This is a genomic window from Pseudomonas sp. BN414, from assembly GCF_029871275.1.
Taxonomy (GTDB): Bacteria; Pseudomonadota; Gammaproteobacteria; order Pseudomonadales; family Pseudomonadaceae; genus Metapseudomonas; species Metapseudomonas resinovorans_C.
Genome location: NZ_SSOL01000066.1, coordinates 302,268 through 318,049, shown reverse-complemented (window position 1 = coordinate 318,049; position 15,782 = coordinate 302,268). Strand labels below are relative to the sequence as shown.

Sequence of the window (15,782 nt, the reverse complement as noted above, 5' to 3'; positions counted from 1 at the left end):
CCTTTCGCGAGCAAGCTCGCTCCTACATAAAGCACCACCGCTCTGGACCGTAGGGGTCCTGTGCGCACCGACTTCAGAGAGACGGGTCGGTCGTGAGCGCCGCCAGCACTTCTTCGGTATTGAGAATCGCGTGGGCATAGGTCGGCCCATTCAGCTCATGGGCCGCGTGCATGGCTTCCGCTGAAAACGCCGCCGTCGCGTCCGTCACCAACGTGACGTGGTAGCCCAGCTCGGCGGCGAATCGCCCTGTGGATTCGATGCAGGTATTGGCCAGCATGCCCACCAGGATCACCTGCTGCACGCCATGCTGCTTGAGCTGGAAGTCCAGGTCGGTGTTGGCGAACCCGCTGCCGCCCCAGTGCTCATGCACCAGCACGTCACCTTCCCGGGGCTGGAAGTCCGGGTGCCATTCGCCACCCCAGCTACCCGCCGCGAATACCTGGGCGCGGGCGGCGCCGAGCTGGTAAGGGCTGGGATGCGTCCAGCCCTTGAGATCGTCGGGGCGTGCACGGTGATGGGGAACGTAGAACACCTGGATGCCGGCGTTGCGCGCCGCCGCCACCACTCGGCGCAGGTTGTCCAGGGTGCCCACGGCATCGGCCACCTGCTTGGCCAGGCCGTTGAGCTTGCCGCCTTCGCTGAGGAAATCGTTATACGGGTCCACCAGCAACAAGCCGGTGCTTTCGCGTGGATAGGTCATGACGCCGCGCCTCGGTGCAGTCGATAACCTGTGCCAGTGTAGAGCGCCCTGGCCGAATCGCCCCGCGACTACGGCATGCCGCCGCCAATCATTGATTGAAGCGGGAATCGTCGCGTTGGAAGTGCAGCAGAGAACCTTTATAGGCTTCGCCGTTGTTCATCACGCGGTTCATGCAGGTGATTTCCGAGTCGTATTCGAGTTCCGCCATTTCCTGGCAGAACTTCGAGCGGTTCGGGCGATTGGGATCGACGATGTAGACATCCACCACGTCGGCCGAATGGCGGTCGATGAAGTCGGCAAGCTGCGCCGGTTGTTCGTGCTCGTAGATGACATCGCTGCCGATGATCATGTCAAACAGCCCGAGGTCGTCATTGATGTCGGACCATTTGGCGACCTGGTAATTGATCGGGCCGAGATCATTCAGGCGCAAGTTTTCCGTCAGGAAGGCGGGAATCAACGGGTGGTAGTCGCTGGCCGTTACATCGCCGCCCCGTCGGTGCACGACGAGGCTGGCGAGGGCCAGCCCAGCCCCCACTTCGAGGATGCGCTTACCTTCCAGTTCCATCGTCAGCATGGCGTGCGCCAGGACGTGGCCGGACGGCCAGACCTGACCGAACAATGGCCAACTTTCGGGGGATATTCCGAGATTCTCAGCCTCGAACTCCGGATCATGATACTGCTGATGATCGAGCAACGAGCGGATATGAAAGTCCATATCCCCGACGGATATATCCTGGAATCTGACCTGATAGCCTGGCATGCAGAACTCTCCAATACAGCGAGTGATGCCGCCAGAAGCGCAGAACCAAATAGCTAACTTTCCACTATCAATGATTCATGGAGGCGATGAATAAAAATACAAAACCCTCCAGCACTCTACGCCGAAGAATCAAGTTGAACTTTCGTGAGATATAAATGAAAGAGCCCCGCATTTGCGGGGCTCTTCTAGAGGAAAAGTATCAGACTACCTGAACTTTGTCCGCCTGCAGGCCTTTCTGGCCACGTACGACTTCGAAAGTCACTTGCTGGCCTTCGCTGAGGCTCTTGAAGCCCGAGCTTTCGATCGAACGGTAGTGAACGAACAGGTCAGCGCCTTCTGCGGGGGTGATGAAGCCGAAGCCTTTTTCATCGTTGAACCACTTGACGGTGCCGGATTGACGATTGGACATTTCATATCTCCAGGATAAAAAGAAACAACCCTGATAACTGATCAGGAACTACTGAGTGCTAAAGCTGTAACGAATCGAGGAGATGAAATAACTTCAAATCAGAACATCGAGCCAAGTATCGCAGAGACATTTGCAGTGCAGTGGGCGGGACTATACGCGGTTCGACCAGGAAGTACAGGTTTATTTTCCGGCCAATAATTCGAGCAGCGGAATACGCTTGGCATTCATGTGCTTAGGCGGGAAACCCAGAAACTCCCACAGGCGGAACTCCTCGTATTTCGGTTTCCCACCCCGCACCCAGCACTTATGCCGACTGCATCAGCTCCAGGATCTGTGCATGCAAGCGCGGATCTCCGCAGGCGATGACATCGCCACCGTCCTGCGCGTCGCCACCATCCCAGCGGGTAACCACGCCACCGGCGCCCTGGATGATCGGCATCAGCGCCTGGATGTCATAAGGCTTGAGCCCGGGATCGAGCACCACATCCACCAGCCCCAGGGCCAACATGCAGTAGGCGTAGCAATCGCCGCTGTAGCGCACCAGACGCACCTGGCCGGCAAGCTGCTCGAAGACCTCACGATAGGGCGACTCGCGGAAGTGCTCGGGGCTGGTGACCATCAGCGTCGCCTCGGTGAGCTTGCCGCAGGCGCGGGTCTGGATGGGCCGGCCGTTAAGCGAAGCGCTGCTGCCGTCGCCGACGAAACGTTCGCGGGTAAAGGGTTGGTCCATTACACCCAGCGCAGGACGGGTGCCGTCGTTGAGGGCGATCAGCGTGCCCCAGAGCGGGATGCCGCTGATAAAGGAGCGCGTGCCATCCACGGGGTCCAGTACCCAGGTCCAGGGCGCTTCACCCGCGATGTTCTCTTCTTCCTCTCCCAGGACACCGTGGCTGGGATAGCGCTCGCCGATCAGCGCGCGCATGGCCCGCTCGGCGCCCTTGTCGGCCAGGGTCACGGGGTCGAAACGCTCAGCCTCCTTGTTCTCCACCTCCAGCGGCAGACGGAAATACGTCAGGGTTACCCGGGCCGCCGCGTCCGCCAGTTCTTCGGCGAATTCCAGGTACTCGGGGGGAAGGGTTTGGTCGTTCATGGGGGACTCCGGGTCAGGCGTATCAGCAGAAATCCAGCAGGTGATAGTAGAGCGAAACGCCGCTCGTATCGACGTGCACAACCCTCCTCCGCTTTCGCCGCAGTCCCCCCAGCCCCTTTAAGCCTGCTGGGCGAGATATTCGTCAGTGGAAACCACCTTGGCGTAGGCGAAGGCCAGGGCGGCCATGAACGCCCCGTGGACCTGCTCGGCGGGGATCGTCTTGCCCTGGAATTCCAGGTCCCGCGAGGCGCAGGCATCGTGAATCACCGTGACCTCGTAGCCGAAGTCGGCCGCCGCACGAGTGATGCCGTCGACGCACATGTGGCTCATGCTGCCCACCACGGTCAACTTGTCCACGCCGCTACCCTCGAGGATCTCCTTCAGATTGGTTTCCCGGAAGGAGTTGACGAAGTGCTTCAGGACCACTGGCTCGCCGTCGGCGTTGAGCACTTTGGGATGGATCTCCGCACCCTCTGAGCCGGGACGGAAGAACGGCGCCTCCGGGCTGGTGAACTCGTGGCGGATATGCACCACCAGGTCGCCGGCCTCACGGGCAGCGCCTATGATCCGGGCGGCGTTGTCGGCAGCGGCGTCAGCACCGCTCAGCGTCCACAGACCGCCGGGGAAATAGTCCTTTTGGATGTCGACTACGATGACGGCTTGCTTGCTCATGATTTTCACCTCAGGTTGTGGGGGTGGAGACGTGGGGCCTAAGGTGCTCCTCCCCGCGCCGGATGAGGATCGGCGCAACCGACAAATTCGCAGGAAAAACTGACAATGAAGACCATGCTGGAGATCGGCCTCCTGCTCTATCCCGGCGCCCAGCTGGCAGCCGCCCATGGCCTCTCCGATCTGTTCGCGGTCGCCAATCGCCTGGCCGCCGAGCACGCCGATGCCGACCTGCCCACCCTGCGGGTGCGCCACTGGAGCGCCGCCCCAGATGGGGAAATCCGCTGCACCTGGGACAGCCACCCGGACACCGAAAGCCGGCCCTCTGTGGTGATTGCCCTGCCCTGCATTGGCCCCCTGCCCCCGGCCGAAACCCTGCAACCCTTCGTCGACTGGCTCAGTTTGCGGCACGCCGCCGGCGTCACCCTGTGTTCGGTGTGTGCCGGCGCCTTCGTGCTGGCCCAGACCGGGCTGCTCGCCGGTCGTCCGCTGACCACCCACTGGAGCCTGGCCAAGGACCTCGGCGAGCGCTACCCGGAGGTGGAAGTGGATGCCGATAAACTGGTGGTGGACGACGGCGACATCATCACCGCTGGGGGTGTGATGGCCTGGACCGACCTGGGGCTGACCCTGGTGGATCGGCTGCTGGGACCGACCATCGCCGCGAATACCGCCAGCTTCCTTGCCCTCGACCTGACCCGTCATTCGCAGCAGTATTTCCGTCGCTTCACGCCGCGTCTCACCCACGGCGACGAAGCGGTGCTCAAGGTTCAGCGCTGGCTTCAACGCCAGGACGCGCGCCAGGTCAGCCTCCCCGCCATGGCCGCCGAGGCCGGGCTGGGGGAGCGCACCTTCCTGCGCCGCTTCCAGCAGGCCACCGGCCTGCGCCCCACCGAGTACTGCCAGCAACTGCGCGCGGCCAAGGCCCGCGAGCTGCTGGAGCTGACCAACCGCTCCGTGGACCAGATCGCCTGGGAGGTCGGCTACCAGGACCCGGCGGCGTTCCGCAAGGTATTCAACAAGATGGTCGGACTATCGCCCACGGATTACCGACGGCGGTTCGGACGGCGAAACTTAGGGGCGTCGTGAAGCTACTGACTGTAGGAGCGAGCTTGCTCGCGAACAATCTCCGCGAGCACACGCATTCATTCCTCACTGCACCACCACCCCTCACAGACTTCTTCAGCCAGCACGCCCTCCCCGTCCCGCACCTCGACATCGCGATACACCCCCAGCGCCGGGTCGAAGGTGCGAATCAGCACTTGCGGCTTTTCAGTGCTGACGCGGGGTAACTGGGCATCGCGAAACGGGTGGTAGTCGGGAACGACGACAAAGGGTTGCGGCGGCAGGTCGGCGAAGGGCCTCGGAGGCGGCGATACATAGGATTGCAGCGGGCTGCTGGGGTAGTAGGTAGTGCCCAGGTAAGGCCCCAGCCCGTAGTACGAATCGCCATAGCCCTCACCCCGGGCAAAGGGCGCGAGCAATACCAGCAGCAGGATTCCGCGGCATCCCATGACGGTGCCCTCCTCGGTAAATCCCCCAAGGACTTCAGTTATAGCACCGGCCACACGGCCTGCTGTCCAATGCCTTGTCGACGCTGATCGGAGGTGCGCCACCATGTCCCGGCCCGGCCTGCTGCTCGTTACCCTTGCCAGCACCCTCGCCTATCTGGGGCTCGCGATTCTCGGCCTCGGCGGCTTCGCAGCCTTCTTCGGGCATCCGCCGCTGGTGGTCCTGACCCTGGTGCTGTTCCTACTGGCGGGGCTGGCGCCCTTCTCCGGCGGCAATCTCAGCAGTGGGATGCGCGAAGACCGGCGCAATCGCTGGGTACTCCCGGTGTTCGGCATCATCGGCATCCTCAGTGCCTTCCTGCCGGCCTACACCGATCGCCTCGATGTCTGGACCTTCGGCGGCGACGGTGTTCGCTGGCTGGGCGTCTTCCTGTTCGCCGCCGGTGGCGCGCTGCGACTATGGCCGGTCTTCGTGCTGGGCAACCGCTTCAGTGGACTGGTGGCGATCCAGCCCGGCCACCGCTTGGTGACCGACGGCATCTACGGCGTGATCCGCCACCCCAGCTACCTGGGCCTGATGATCGCCTCGCTCGGCTGGGCCCTTGCCTTCCGTTCCGGCATCGGCCTGATGCTGGTCGTCCTGACCCTGCCGCCGCTGCTGGCGCGTATCCATGCGGAAGAAGCCTTGCTGCGTACCGAATTCGGTGAGGAGTACGAAGCCTACTGCGCGCGAACTTCCCGCCTGATTCCCGGCGTGTACTAGACCGTTCGGCCCAACAACTCGAACCCTGGGGATTCGTGCCCGGTCAAAACGCATGCAACCCCCACTGGTGCCCTGCGCTCCTCCTGCGAATAGCCGGGCGCTGAGTTTCAGGAGATCTGCGAATGATCACTCACTACAAGATCGGCAAAAACCTTGCCTGCGGCCGACACGGTAGCAACCTGATCGCCACCACCGAACTGGCGCGGGTGAAATGCCGCAACTGCAAGAATACCGAGGCCTTCAAGGAGGCTCGTCGAGACGCCCGAAATGCCGCAAGGCGCGCAGCACGTCAGGCCAAGGCCGCCCACGCCGCCAGCGATTGGCGTTCGGTGTGGGTAGAACGACTCAGACAAATGCCGGGCCGGCAACGTCTGCCGCGCGGCTTCGGCAACCAACCCTACGTCTGATCCCGGCGGGGCGCAGCTTCAGGCCCCATGCAGTAGTTGATGCAGCTGCGCCCGCCAAGTCCAGAGCACTTCTACGGCGACCCGCTATCCTGCACGCATTTCCCGATGAGCAAGGACCGCGGCAGTGATCCCCTTGGCAGATTACGGGATGCGCGATTTCTCCGTACGCGATCCGGATGGCAACCAGATCGGCATCGGCGCCGAACTCAGTCATCCAGCTTGAAACGCGCCCGGTAATCGCTTGGCGTCACGCCCAGGCGTCGCTGGAAAGCACGCCGGAAACCATCCACGTTGGCATAGCCCACCTCATCCGCAAGCCGTTTCAGGGGAACGTCGGACTCCTCCGCCAGGCGCCGTGCCGCGTCGATGCGCGCCAGCTCGACGAACTCGGCCGGCGTGGTACCTGTTTCCTGCTTGAACACACGCGCGAAATTGCGCTCGCTCATCCCGGCCCGCGCCGCCAGGGCAGGCACGCCGAGGTCGCCCTTCAGACTGGCCAGCACGTGGTCCTGGATATCCCGGATCACTGAACGCTCGGCGGTCTGCGCCGCCAGGTGGGCACTGAACTGGGACTGGCCGCCCGGCCGCTTGAAGAACATCACCATCTCCCGCGCGACGCGTAGCGCCAGCTCTCGGCCGTGGTCTTCCTCCACCATGGCCAGCGCCAGGTCCATGCCCGCCGTGACACCGGCGGAGGTATAGAGGTTGCCGTCCTTGACGTAGATGCTGTCGGCCTCCACATGGGTCTCGGGGTTCTCTTCCGACAGGCGCGCACTGCTGTTCCAGTGGGTGGTCACCCGGCGCCCGCGCAGCATGCCGGCCGCGGCGAGGACGAAAGCACCGCTGCACACCGAACCAATCCGCCGCACCGAACCCGCCTGCTGGCGCAGCCACTGCTGCAGCGCCGGGTTACCGGCGATGTCGTCGACAAAGGGGCTGCCCGCCACCAGCAGGGTGTCGAGCTTGCCCTTGTGGGTTTCGACAGTGGAGTCCACCGCCAGGCGCAAGCCGCTGCTGCCCTTGAGCAGCCCCGGCTCGGTGCCAATCACCTCGACCCGGTAGGCACGGGGATTGCCCAGTTGCTTCGCCGCTTCGGCGAAGACGTCGGCCGGGCCGACGATGTCCAGCAATTGCACGCGGGGAAAGGCCAGCAGGGCGATACGCATGGGTTTGTCCGTCACTGTCGGGAGGTTGGCTGAATACGTCGTTACACGGCTATTTAAGCCAAAACGAGCATGGCAGAAACTATCTCCAACGACAAATCCAGCCCAACGGAGTCCGCCATGAACACCGTATTCATCCCCCCGCAAGAAGACGTCCAGGCCAAGCCGGTAAGCAATACCTCGATCAAGCACCTGCCGGTCAACCTGTTCGGCTCCGTCATGGGGCTGGCCGGCCTCGGCATCGGCTGGCGCCTGGCCCACCAGTATTTCGGCGTGAGCCCGCTGATCGGCGAAGCCATCGGCCTGTTCGCCGCGCTGGTCTTCGTGGTGCTCGTTGCCGGCTACCTGACCAAGCTGCTGCGTCACCGCCAGGCCGTCATCAACGAGTTCACCCATCCCATCGCCGGCAACTTCTTCGGCACCATCGTAATTTCGATACTGCTGCTGTCGGTGACCGCAGCGCCCTACAACGAAACCCTGGGCCAGGCCATGTGGACCCTGGGCAGCGTGCTCGCCGTGCTACTCGGTGGCCTGGTGCTCTCGCGCCTGCTCAAGGGCAAACAGGACCCGCAGCACGCCGTGCCCGCCTGGTTGATCCCGGGTGTCGCCACGCTGGACATCGCCGTTACCGGCGGACATATGCCCATGGCCTGGGCAGGCGAGCTGAACCTGCTGGCAACGGCAGTGGGTGCGACCCTGGCTCTGGTTTTCTTCACCAGCATCTTCCCGCGACTGGTGCATCAGGAAGCGCTGGCCAAACCCATGATCCCGTCGCTGATGATCCTGATTGCGCCTTTCGAAGTCGGCTTCCTGGCCTACGCCAACCTGTTCGGAATCGACCGCTTCGCCGCCCTGCTCTTCTACTTCGGCCTGTTCCTGGCCGTTGTCCTGGGCTTCAAGGTGTTCCGCCGCGACGTACCCTTCGCCCCGTCCTGGTGGGCCATCAGCTTCCCCCTGGCGGCACTGGCCAACGCAGCCCTGAAGTACGCCCATGTGCAAGGCAGCCTGCCGCTGCAGGTGATCGCCTGGGCCAGCCTGCTGTTCCTCAGCGTTGCCCTGGCGGTGCTGACCTTCAAGACCCTGGGCAGCCTGGTACGCGGCAAGCTGCTCGCCGGCTGAGCGATTCCTCCCCCACTTTACGAGCCCTGCGGGGCTCGTTCTTTTTTGAGATGAGAGATAGCCGATGACCCCGACAAGCTCCTGGCTGATGTTGCTCGCCGCCGGCGTGCTGGAAGTGGCCTTCGCCCTTGGCCTGAAAAGCGCCAACGGCCTGCAACGGCCCTGGCTCCTGGCCGGCACCCTGCTGGTACTCAGCGGCAGCCTCGGGCTGCTGACCCTGGCCCTGCGCCATCTTCCGGTGGGCACGGCCTACGCCGTCTGGACCGGTATCGGCGCAGTGGGAACCGCCTTGGCGGGCGTGATCTGGATGGGGGATTCCGCCTCCGCTGGCCGGCTGGCCTGCATGGGGCTGATCGTGGGCGGGGTGATGGGGCTGCGCTGGTTGCCCTGAGTTCGTTGCCGGGGAAGCGTCCCCGGCGATGCCCGTACAGGTCAGAGACGCCGGCGCTCGGCGCTGATCTCCGGCAGGTCGGTGCGGCGCAGATAGACCAGCAGCACGTCGCTCAGATTGAGGCGATCGTTGATGTTCTGTTCCAGCAGGATCTGCAGGCACTCGCGGCTCAAGCTCATGACCTGGTCGGCCTTGACCGTCCAGACGAACTCACAGGCTGGCGTGATACTGTCGTCGGGCACGTCCATGCCAAACGAGTCCTCGCTGAATCGCACGATGTACTTGCCCAGCTTGCGGTTGAAGCCGACGAACCCGTTGAGGGCATCGGCGGCATTGCAGATATCGGTGGAGGTGATGTTCATGCAGTACTTCCCTGATCGGTTCGAAGGGGTGGTGCACGCATGAAAGGCAGTGGGTTCCCACTCTGGTCGGTGGGTAGGCTGGCCATTCTGCCAGCCCTCGTCATCACCGGGGATATCGCCGCGAGGGGCGCGTTGTCGCACCCGGGGCCGCAGTGGCGATCCCGCGTGGCGACATCAGTGCGCCGGCTGCACGATGGCGTTGCCCGGCAGCGCCGGCAGCCGTGCCAGGTGCAGGGCGACTGCCACGGCGATCACCAGCAGACCGCCGATGAACAGGCCGACGCCCTGCCAGCCGTAGTGGTGCCAGAACAGACCGCCGAGGGTGCCGGCGAGGCTGGAACCGACGTAATAGCAGAACAGGTACAGGGAGGACGCCTGGCCCTTGGCGCGCTGGGCACGCCGGCCGATCCAGCTGCTGGCCACCGAGTGCGCGCCGAAGAAGCCGAAGGTGAAGATCGCCATGCCGGCCAGGATCATCCCCAGCGGGCTGAACAGGGTCAGCACCAGGCCACCCAGCATCAGCAGGATCGAGGCCCAGAGCACCTTGCGCCGACCCAGCTTGTCGGCCAGGGAGCCGACCCAGGCCGAGCTGTAGATACCGGTGAGGTAAACCACCGAAAGCACGCCCACCACGGCCTGGCTCATCTGGTAGGGGGAAGCCAGCAGGCGATAGCCGATGTAGTTGAACAGGGTGACGAAGGCCCCCATCAGCAGAAAGCCGGTCAGGAACAACCAGGGCAGGCCGGCATCGCGGAAATGCATGCGGTAGCCCTCCACCAGGGTGGACGGCTTAAGCGGCTGCGGGCGGAAATGCTTCGACTCGGGCAGCACGCGCCAGAACACCAGCCCGGCGACCAGCGCCAGGCCCCCCAACACGCCAATGGCCGCCTGCCAGGAGACGAAGTCCACCAGCACCCCGCTGATCAGGCGCCCGCTCATGCCACCGATGGCATTGCCACCGATATAGAGGCCCATGGAGAGGCCGAGGTGATGGGGGTGGATTTCCTCGCTGAGGTACGTCATGGCCACGGCGGCCAGGCCGCTCAGCGCCAGGCCCACCAGGGCACGCATCAGCAGCACACCTTCCCAGGTCGGCATCGCGGCACTGGCCAGGGTGAACAGCGCAGCGGCGAGCAGCGACACCACCATCACCGGCTTGCGGCCGATGGCATCAGACAGCGGACCGGTTACCAGCAGGCCGAGGGCGAGCATGGCGGTGGACACCGAAAGGGCCAGGCTGCTCTGCGCGGCGGTGATGGAATAGGTCTTGGACAGCACCGGCATCATGGGCTGGATGCAATACAGCAGAGCAAACGTGGCGAAGCCGCCGGAGAACAGCGCCAAGGAAGTGCGCATGAATTGCGGCGTGCCCTTGCGGATGTAGGTAGAGAGCTCAGGGTCATTGGCGGCGGCATCCGGCAGCTTGCTGGCTGCGTCACGGGCCGCCTCGCTAAACGCGGGTTCGTCTTCGGTCTTGAGTACTGCCTGGGATTTGCTCACGGGGCACCTTCGGAATGTAGCGGCGAGCAGGCACAACGAGGCCGTGCCGCCTGGATCAGGGGCTGGGGATATTCGTTGTTGGGGTTATGGGCCGAAGGATATCGAGCGGTTTATATTATCTCCAATATATTGTTCGACACATTTGATATGTTTTAGATATCAAAGGAGATCCCCATGGAACTCAGGCATCTGCGCTATTTCATTGCCGTGGCCGAAGAGCTGCATTTCGGCAGGGCCGCGGAGCAACTGGGCATTTCCCAGCCGCCGCTGAGCCAGCAGATTCAGGCATTGGAAGAAGAGATCGGTGCACGCTTGCTGGAACGCACCAATCGCCGCGTCGAGCTGACCGAAGCTGGCCGCCGCTTCCTCGATGAAGCCCGCCAGGTACTGGTGCAAGTGGACAAGGCGGTGCAACTCGCGCGCCGCGCCCACCGTGGCGAGCTGGGAGAACTGAAGGTGGGCTTCACCTCCTCCGCCCCCTTCACCTCCACCATTCCCCGCAGCATCCACGCATTTCGCCAGGCTTATCCCGATGTCCACCTGGAACTGACCGAAGGCAGCAGCGCGGAAACGGTCAAAGCGCTGCTGGAGGACAGCCTGCAGGTAGGCGTGATCCGGCCCCTCAGCCTGCCGGACAACCTGCTGGCGGTGGAGCTGTTCAGCGAACCGCTGGTGGCCATCCTGCGTGCCGACCACCCATTGGCCGCCGGCAGCGAGGAAGGCATCCAGTTCAGCGCACTGGCGGAGGAACCCTTCGTGTTCTTCCCGCGCACCTTCGGTACCGGGCTCTATGACCAGATGCTCACACTCGCCCGCAACGCCGGCTTCCTGCCCCGCGTCGCCCAGGAAGCCAGCGAAGCCATGACCATCATTGGTCTGGTCTCGGCCGGGCTTGGCGTGTCGATATTGCCCGCCTCGTTCCGCCGCACCCGCGTCGACGGCGTGGTCTACCGGACCCTGCTGGACCCGGGCGCCACCACCGCCGTCTGGCTGGTGCGCCGGCGCGACGAGCGCTCTCCCCTGGCACTGTCGTTCATCGACCTGGTGACCCGTGAAGCAGCCGCAATCCGCGAACGCAGATAGACCTCTGTAGGGGCGATTTCAATCGCCAAGCAGGGCGCAGCCCTGCCCTGTAGGAGCGAGCTTGCTCGCGAACAGTCCGAGCACGATCTTTCGCGAGCAAGCTCGCTCCTACATGAATTCCGAGAGGGCATGTCACAACTCGAATCCCTGGTTCGTCGTGAAGGTGTACCCCCTTCCAATCCCGAACGAGGAACACGACATGAGCCCCGCAAGCCCCCTCAACTACCAGCAGGTCATCCCCGATGTCATCAACGCCATGGGCGAGGTGCACGCCCCACTGGATGCCCTCGGCCTCGAACGCAGCCTGCATCACCTGGTGCAACTGCGCGCCTCGCAACTCAACCAGTGCGCCTTCTGCGTGAAGATGCATACCCGCGAGGCGCGGGAAGACGGCGAAACCAGCGAGCGCCTGGATCGTCTGGTGGTCTGGGACCACTGCAACGACTTCACCCCGCGTGAAAAAGCGGCGCTGGCCTGGACCGAGGCGCTGACCCAGCTCGACCGGCGCACCGACTATGCTGCCCTGCGCACCAACCTGCGCGAGCATTTCAGCGAAGTCGAAATCGGCGCTCTGACCGCCACCGTGGCGATGATCAACCTCTGGAACCGCATCCAGATATCGAGGCACTGAAGTGAGAACCGCCGACGCCACGGCTGTCTTCGAAGACAGCCGCCGCTTCCTGATGGACCTGGCCTACCGCATTCTCGGCTCGCGCAGCGACGCCGAGGACGCAGTGCAGGAAACCTTCCTCAAGTGGCGCGAAAGCGACCCCGCGACCCTGGCCAACCCGCGCGCCTGGCTGACCACCCTCTGCACCCGCCATTGCATCGACCAGTTGCGCCTTGGCCACCGGGCGCGGGTGGAGTACGTCGGCACCTGGCTGCCGGAGCCCATCCACAGCGAAACCACGGAATCGCCGGAAATGCTGCTGGAACTCTCCTCCTCGCTGTCCACCGCCTTCCTCCTGCTGCTGGAACGCCTCACGCCTCGGGAGCGGGCGGCTTACCTGCTCTACGAGATATTCGACCAGGACTACGCGGACGTGGCCCGCGCCATCGGCGTGCAGGAAGCGGCCTGCCGCAAGCTGGTGTCCCGCGCCCGCATGGGCCTGTCTGAAGGCAAGGTGCGCCACCAGCCGCCACGGGAACGCCAGGAGCAATTGCTCGAAGCCTTCCACGCGGCCATCGTCAGCGGCGCCACTGCCGGGCTCACCGCCCTGCTCGCGGACGAAGTGGAGCTGTGCGCCGATGGCGGTGGCAAAGTACCGACCCTGGGCCACATCCTCCAGGGCAAGGCCGAGGTGCTGGACTTCATCTTCGGCTCCCTGCGCGGCTACTGGAGCGACTACGACTGGCTACCCGCCGAGCTCAACGGCGGGCGCGGCGTGATCCTCGCCCACGGCGACGAAATCGCGGCTTCGGTCACCTTCGCGTACGACGAAGACGGCCGGGTCAGTGACATCTACATCGTGCGCAATCCGGAGAAACTGGCGGGCCTCGGGGTGCCCAACTGACGATGCCCACCCCCATCCGACGAAACAGTCCGACACATCTCGGCGCCGTCGCAGGTCGCCATTCGACGTTTTCTTCACATTCCCTCTGGCAATGTCCGTCGTTTTCGGCGGACCTATCTGGAACCAATGTGCCATCAGGTGATCTACTTGACCCCCGGCATCGTTCACCTCCAAAGGTGCCGCCCCGCCCTGAGTAGACCAATGGATGCTTGATCGCATGACCGCACAGGAACCCGTAGCCACCCGGCAGTCCTCGTTCAACCTGGACTCCCCGACCGTCAAGAGCCACCTGGCTTTCACCCTGCTCAGCGCCCTCGCGCTGCTGCTGATGTACACCCTGCTGCGGGTGGCATTGCTGACCTACAACAGCGCCCAGATCGGCGACAGCCCGGCCTCGGTCTTCGTCGAAGCCTTCTACAACGGCCTGCGCTTCGACCTGCGGGTGGTGGTATTTGCCCTGGTTCCGCTGCTGCTATCGCTGTTCAGCGTCCGCGCCATGGCCGCACGTGGCCTGCACCGCCTCTGGCTAACCCTGTTCGCCAGCCTCACGCTGTTCCTCGGCATCAGCGAGCTGGACTTCTACCGCGAGTTCCACCAGCGCCTGAACAGCCTGGTGTTCCAGTATCTGCAGGAAGACCTGGGCACCGTCGCCAGCATGATCTGGAACGGCTTCCCGGTAGGTCGCTACCTGATCGCCTGGACCCTCGCCACCGCCCTGCTCTACCTGATGTTCCGTGGCCTGGACCTGGTCAGTCGTCCGCGCGCGCCGAGTGTCGTGAACGCCCAGCCCAACGCCCGTGCAACCGCGCCCTGGTTCAGCCGCGTGGCGATCTTCATGGTCTGCCTGGTGATTGCGGTGGTCGCCGTCCGTGGCCACCTGCGCCAGGGGCCGCCGCTGCGTTGGGGCGATGCCTTCACCACCGATTCGATGTTCGCCAACCAGTTGGGCCTGAACGGCACCCTGACTCTGGTAGACGCCGCCAAGAACAGCTTCTCGTCCCACCGCGACAACGCCTGGAAGGCGACGCTGCCCGAGGACGAAGCCCTGGCCGCCGTGCGCCAGATGCTGCTGACTCCCAACGACAAGCTGGTGGACGCCGACACGGCCGCCATCCGTCGTGATTTCACCCCGCCGGCTGAAGGCACGCTGCCGATCAAGAACGTGGTGGTGATCCTGATGGAGAGCTTCGCCGGCCGTTATGTCGGCGCCATGGGCAGCCAGGACGGCATCACTCCGTACTTCGACAAACTGGCCAAGGAGGGACTGCTGTTCGACCGCTTCTTCTCCAACGGCACCCATACCCACCAGGGGATGTTCGCCACCATGGCCTGCTTCCCCAACCTGCCGAGCTTCGAGTACCTGATGCGCACCCCGGAAGGCGCGCACAAGTTCTCCGGCCTGCCGCAACTGCTGAGCGCCCGCGAGTTCAACGACCTCTACGTCTACAACGGCAACTTCCAGTGGGATAACCAGTCCGGCTTCTTCAGCAACCAGGGCATGACCCGCTTCATCGGCCGCGAAGACTTCGTCAATCCGGTGTTCATGGACAAGACCTGGGGCGTTTCCGACCAGGACATGTTCGACCGGGGTGCCGCCGAACTGGCGAAGATGCCCACCGACAAGCCGTTCTACGCGCTACTGCAGACCCTCTCCAACCACACGCCCTATGCCCTGCCGGTGGAGCTGCCGGTAGACAAGGTCACCGGCCACGGCGCCCATGACGAGCACCTGACCGCCATGCGTTACGCCGACTGGGCCCTGGGCCAGTTCTTCGAAAAAGCGCGCAAGGAGCCCTACTTCAAGGACACGCTGTTCGTGGTCGTGGGTGACCATGGCTTCGGCAGCGACAAGCAGCTCACCGAGATGGACCTGTTCCGCTTCAACGTGCCGCTGCTGCTGATCGGCCCGGGCGTGCGGGAGAAGTTCGGCGACCTCAGCCATACCGTCGGCACCCAGATCGACGTCGTGCCCACCATCATGGGCCGTCTGGGCGGCGATGTGCGTCACCAGTGCTGGGGTCGTGACCTGCTCAACCTGCCGGAAGGCGATCCGGGCATTGGCGTGATCAAGCCGTCCGGCAGCGACCAGACGGTGGCCATCGTCAGCAGCGACCGCATCCTGGTACAGCCCAAGGACTTCCCGGCGCGCCTCTACCAGTACCAGTTGGGCGCCGATGCCAAGGCGGAGCGCGTCCCCGGCGATAGCGACCCGCATCTGCAGAAGTACCTCGAAGCCTTCCTGCAGACGGCGACCGGCAGCCTGCTGAACAACACGGCAGGCGTACAGGACGCCAAGCAGAACCAGTGATACCCAGGCCCCGCTCGATGCGGGGCCTTTTTT

Annotated in this window: 18 protein-coding genes; 9 read left to right on the top strand and 9 right to left on the bottom strand. The window is 64.0% G+C overall.

The window, feature by feature from the left end:
- Positions 1-73: 73 nt before the first annotated feature.
- The 5 genes from E8E95_RS15780 to E8E95_RS15760 form a co-directional block, all read right to left on the bottom strand.
- The gene (locus E8E95_RS15780; protein ID WP_280351693.1) at positions 74-700 is read right to left on the bottom strand and encodes an isochorismatase family cysteine hydrolase; all 627 of its coding nucleotides are present in this window, start codon (positions 698-700) and stop codon (positions 74-76) included.
- An 88-nt stretch (positions 701-788) separates the two neighbouring features.
- Entirely contained in the window at positions 789-1,460 is a 672-nt protein-coding gene (locus E8E95_RS15775) for an SAM-dependent methyltransferase (RefSeq protein ID WP_280351691.1), read from the bottom strand.
- Between the two features lie 199 nt (positions 1,461-1,659).
- Positions 1,660-1,869, bottom strand: a complete 210-nt coding sequence (locus E8E95_RS15770) for a cold-shock protein (RefSeq protein WP_077525815.1) — start codon at positions 1,867-1,869, stop codon at positions 1,660-1,662.
- A gap of 304 nt (positions 1,870-2,173) precedes the next feature.
- Positions 2,174-2,959 carry a histidinol-phosphatase gene (gene hisN, locus E8E95_RS15765; protein WP_280351688.1) on the bottom strand — a complete coding sequence of 262 codons (786 nt, stop codon included), beginning with the start codon at positions 2,957-2,959 and terminating at the stop codon, positions 2,174-2,176.
- A 117-nt stretch (positions 2,960-3,076) separates the two neighbouring features.
- Positions 3,077-3,631 (bottom strand): cysteine hydrolase family protein, encoded by a 555-nt coding sequence (locus E8E95_RS15760; protein WP_280351686.1) that lies wholly within the window; start codon positions 3,629-3,631, stop codon positions 3,077-3,079.
- 105 nt (positions 3,632-3,736) lie between these two features.
- Between E8E95_RS15760 and E8E95_RS15755 the strand changes: the two genes are divergently transcribed.
- The gene (locus E8E95_RS15755; RefSeq protein WP_280351684.1) at positions 3,737-4,717 is read left to right on the top strand and encodes a GlxA family transcriptional regulator; all 981 of its coding nucleotides are present in this window, start codon (positions 3,737-3,739) and stop codon (positions 4,715-4,717) included.
- A 56-nt stretch (positions 4,718-4,773) separates the two neighbouring features.
- Here E8E95_RS15755 and E8E95_RS15750 read toward each other — a convergent pair whose 3' ends face one another.
- A complete protein-coding gene (locus E8E95_RS15750) occupies positions 4,774-5,142 on the bottom strand; it encodes a hypothetical protein (protein WP_179060757.1) in 369 nt (122 codons plus the stop codon).
- A gap of 103 nt (positions 5,143-5,245) precedes the next feature.
- Between E8E95_RS15750 and E8E95_RS15745 the strand changes: the two genes are divergently transcribed.
- Positions 5,246-5,902 carry an isoprenylcysteine carboxylmethyltransferase family protein gene (locus tag E8E95_RS15745; protein WP_280351681.1) on the top strand — a complete coding sequence of 219 codons (657 nt, stop codon included), beginning with the start codon at positions 5,246-5,248 and terminating at the stop codon, positions 5,900-5,902.
- Positions 5,903-6,024: 122 nt separating this feature from the next.
- Entirely contained in the window at positions 6,025-6,309 is a 285-nt protein-coding gene (locus tag E8E95_RS15740; RefSeq protein WP_280351679.1) for a hypothetical protein, read from the top strand.
- Positions 6,310-6,515: 206 nt separating this feature from the next.
- Here E8E95_RS15740 and E8E95_RS15735 read toward each other — a convergent pair whose 3' ends face one another.
- Positions 6,516-7,475, bottom strand: a complete 960-nt coding sequence (locus E8E95_RS15735) for a DJ-1/PfpI family protein (RefSeq protein ID WP_280351677.1) — start codon at positions 7,473-7,475, stop codon at positions 6,516-6,518.
- A 117-nt stretch (positions 7,476-7,592) separates the two neighbouring features.
- Between E8E95_RS15735 and E8E95_RS15730 the strand changes: the two genes are divergently transcribed.
- Both E8E95_RS15730 and E8E95_RS15725 read left to right on the top strand, forming a co-directional pair.
- Positions 7,593-8,591: an SLAC1 anion channel family protein gene (locus E8E95_RS15730; protein ID WP_280351675.1), complete on the top strand. Its 999-nt coding sequence runs from the start codon at positions 7,593-7,595 to the stop codon at positions 8,589-8,591.
- A gap of 64 nt (positions 8,592-8,655) precedes the next feature.
- Positions 8,656-8,982 (top strand): multidrug efflux SMR transporter, encoded by a 327-nt coding sequence (locus E8E95_RS15725; protein WP_179060762.1) that lies wholly within the window; start codon positions 8,656-8,658, stop codon positions 8,980-8,982.
- A gap of 41 nt (positions 8,983-9,023) precedes the next feature.
- On the opposite strand, the gene E8E95_RS15720 is transcribed toward E8E95_RS15725, so the two are convergent.
- Together E8E95_RS15720 and E8E95_RS15715 are read right to left on the bottom strand one after the other, a co-directional pair.
- Entirely contained in the window at positions 9,024-9,344 is a 321-nt protein-coding gene (locus E8E95_RS15720) for a DUF2025 family protein (protein ID WP_280351671.1), read from the bottom strand.
- A 174-nt stretch (positions 9,345-9,518) separates the two neighbouring features.
- Positions 9,519-10,844 carry an MFS transporter gene (locus E8E95_RS15715; RefSeq protein WP_077525805.1) on the bottom strand — a complete coding sequence of 442 codons (1,326 nt, stop codon included), beginning with the start codon at positions 10,842-10,844 and terminating at the stop codon, positions 9,519-9,521.
- A gap of 174 nt (positions 10,845-11,018) precedes the next feature.
- On the opposite strand from E8E95_RS15715, the gene E8E95_RS15710 reads away from it, so the two are divergent.
- The 4 genes from E8E95_RS15710 to E8E95_RS15695 all read left to right on the top strand — a co-directional run bounded on the left by E8E95_RS15710 (position 11,019) and on the right by E8E95_RS15695 (position 15,749).
- Positions 11,019-11,927, top strand: a complete 909-nt coding sequence (locus tag E8E95_RS15710) for a LysR family transcriptional regulator (protein ID WP_179060765.1) — start codon at positions 11,019-11,021, stop codon at positions 11,925-11,927.
- 199 nt (positions 11,928-12,126) lie between these two features.
- Positions 12,127-12,558: a carboxymuconolactone decarboxylase family protein gene (locus E8E95_RS15705; protein WP_280351667.1), complete on the top strand. Its 432-nt coding sequence runs from the start codon at positions 12,127-12,129 to the stop codon at positions 12,556-12,558.
- A gap of 1 nt (position 12,559) precedes the next feature.
- On the top strand, positions 12,560-13,441 hold the full coding sequence (gene sigJ / locus E8E95_RS15700) for an RNA polymerase sigma factor SigJ (protein ID WP_280351665.1): 882 nt from the start codon (positions 12,560-12,562) through the stop codon (positions 13,439-13,441).
- 217 nt (positions 13,442-13,658) lie between these two features.
- Entirely contained in the window at positions 13,659-15,749 is a 2,091-nt protein-coding gene (locus E8E95_RS15695) for an LTA synthase family protein (protein ID WP_280351663.1), read from the top strand.
- Positions 15,750-15,782 lie beyond the last annotated feature (33 nt).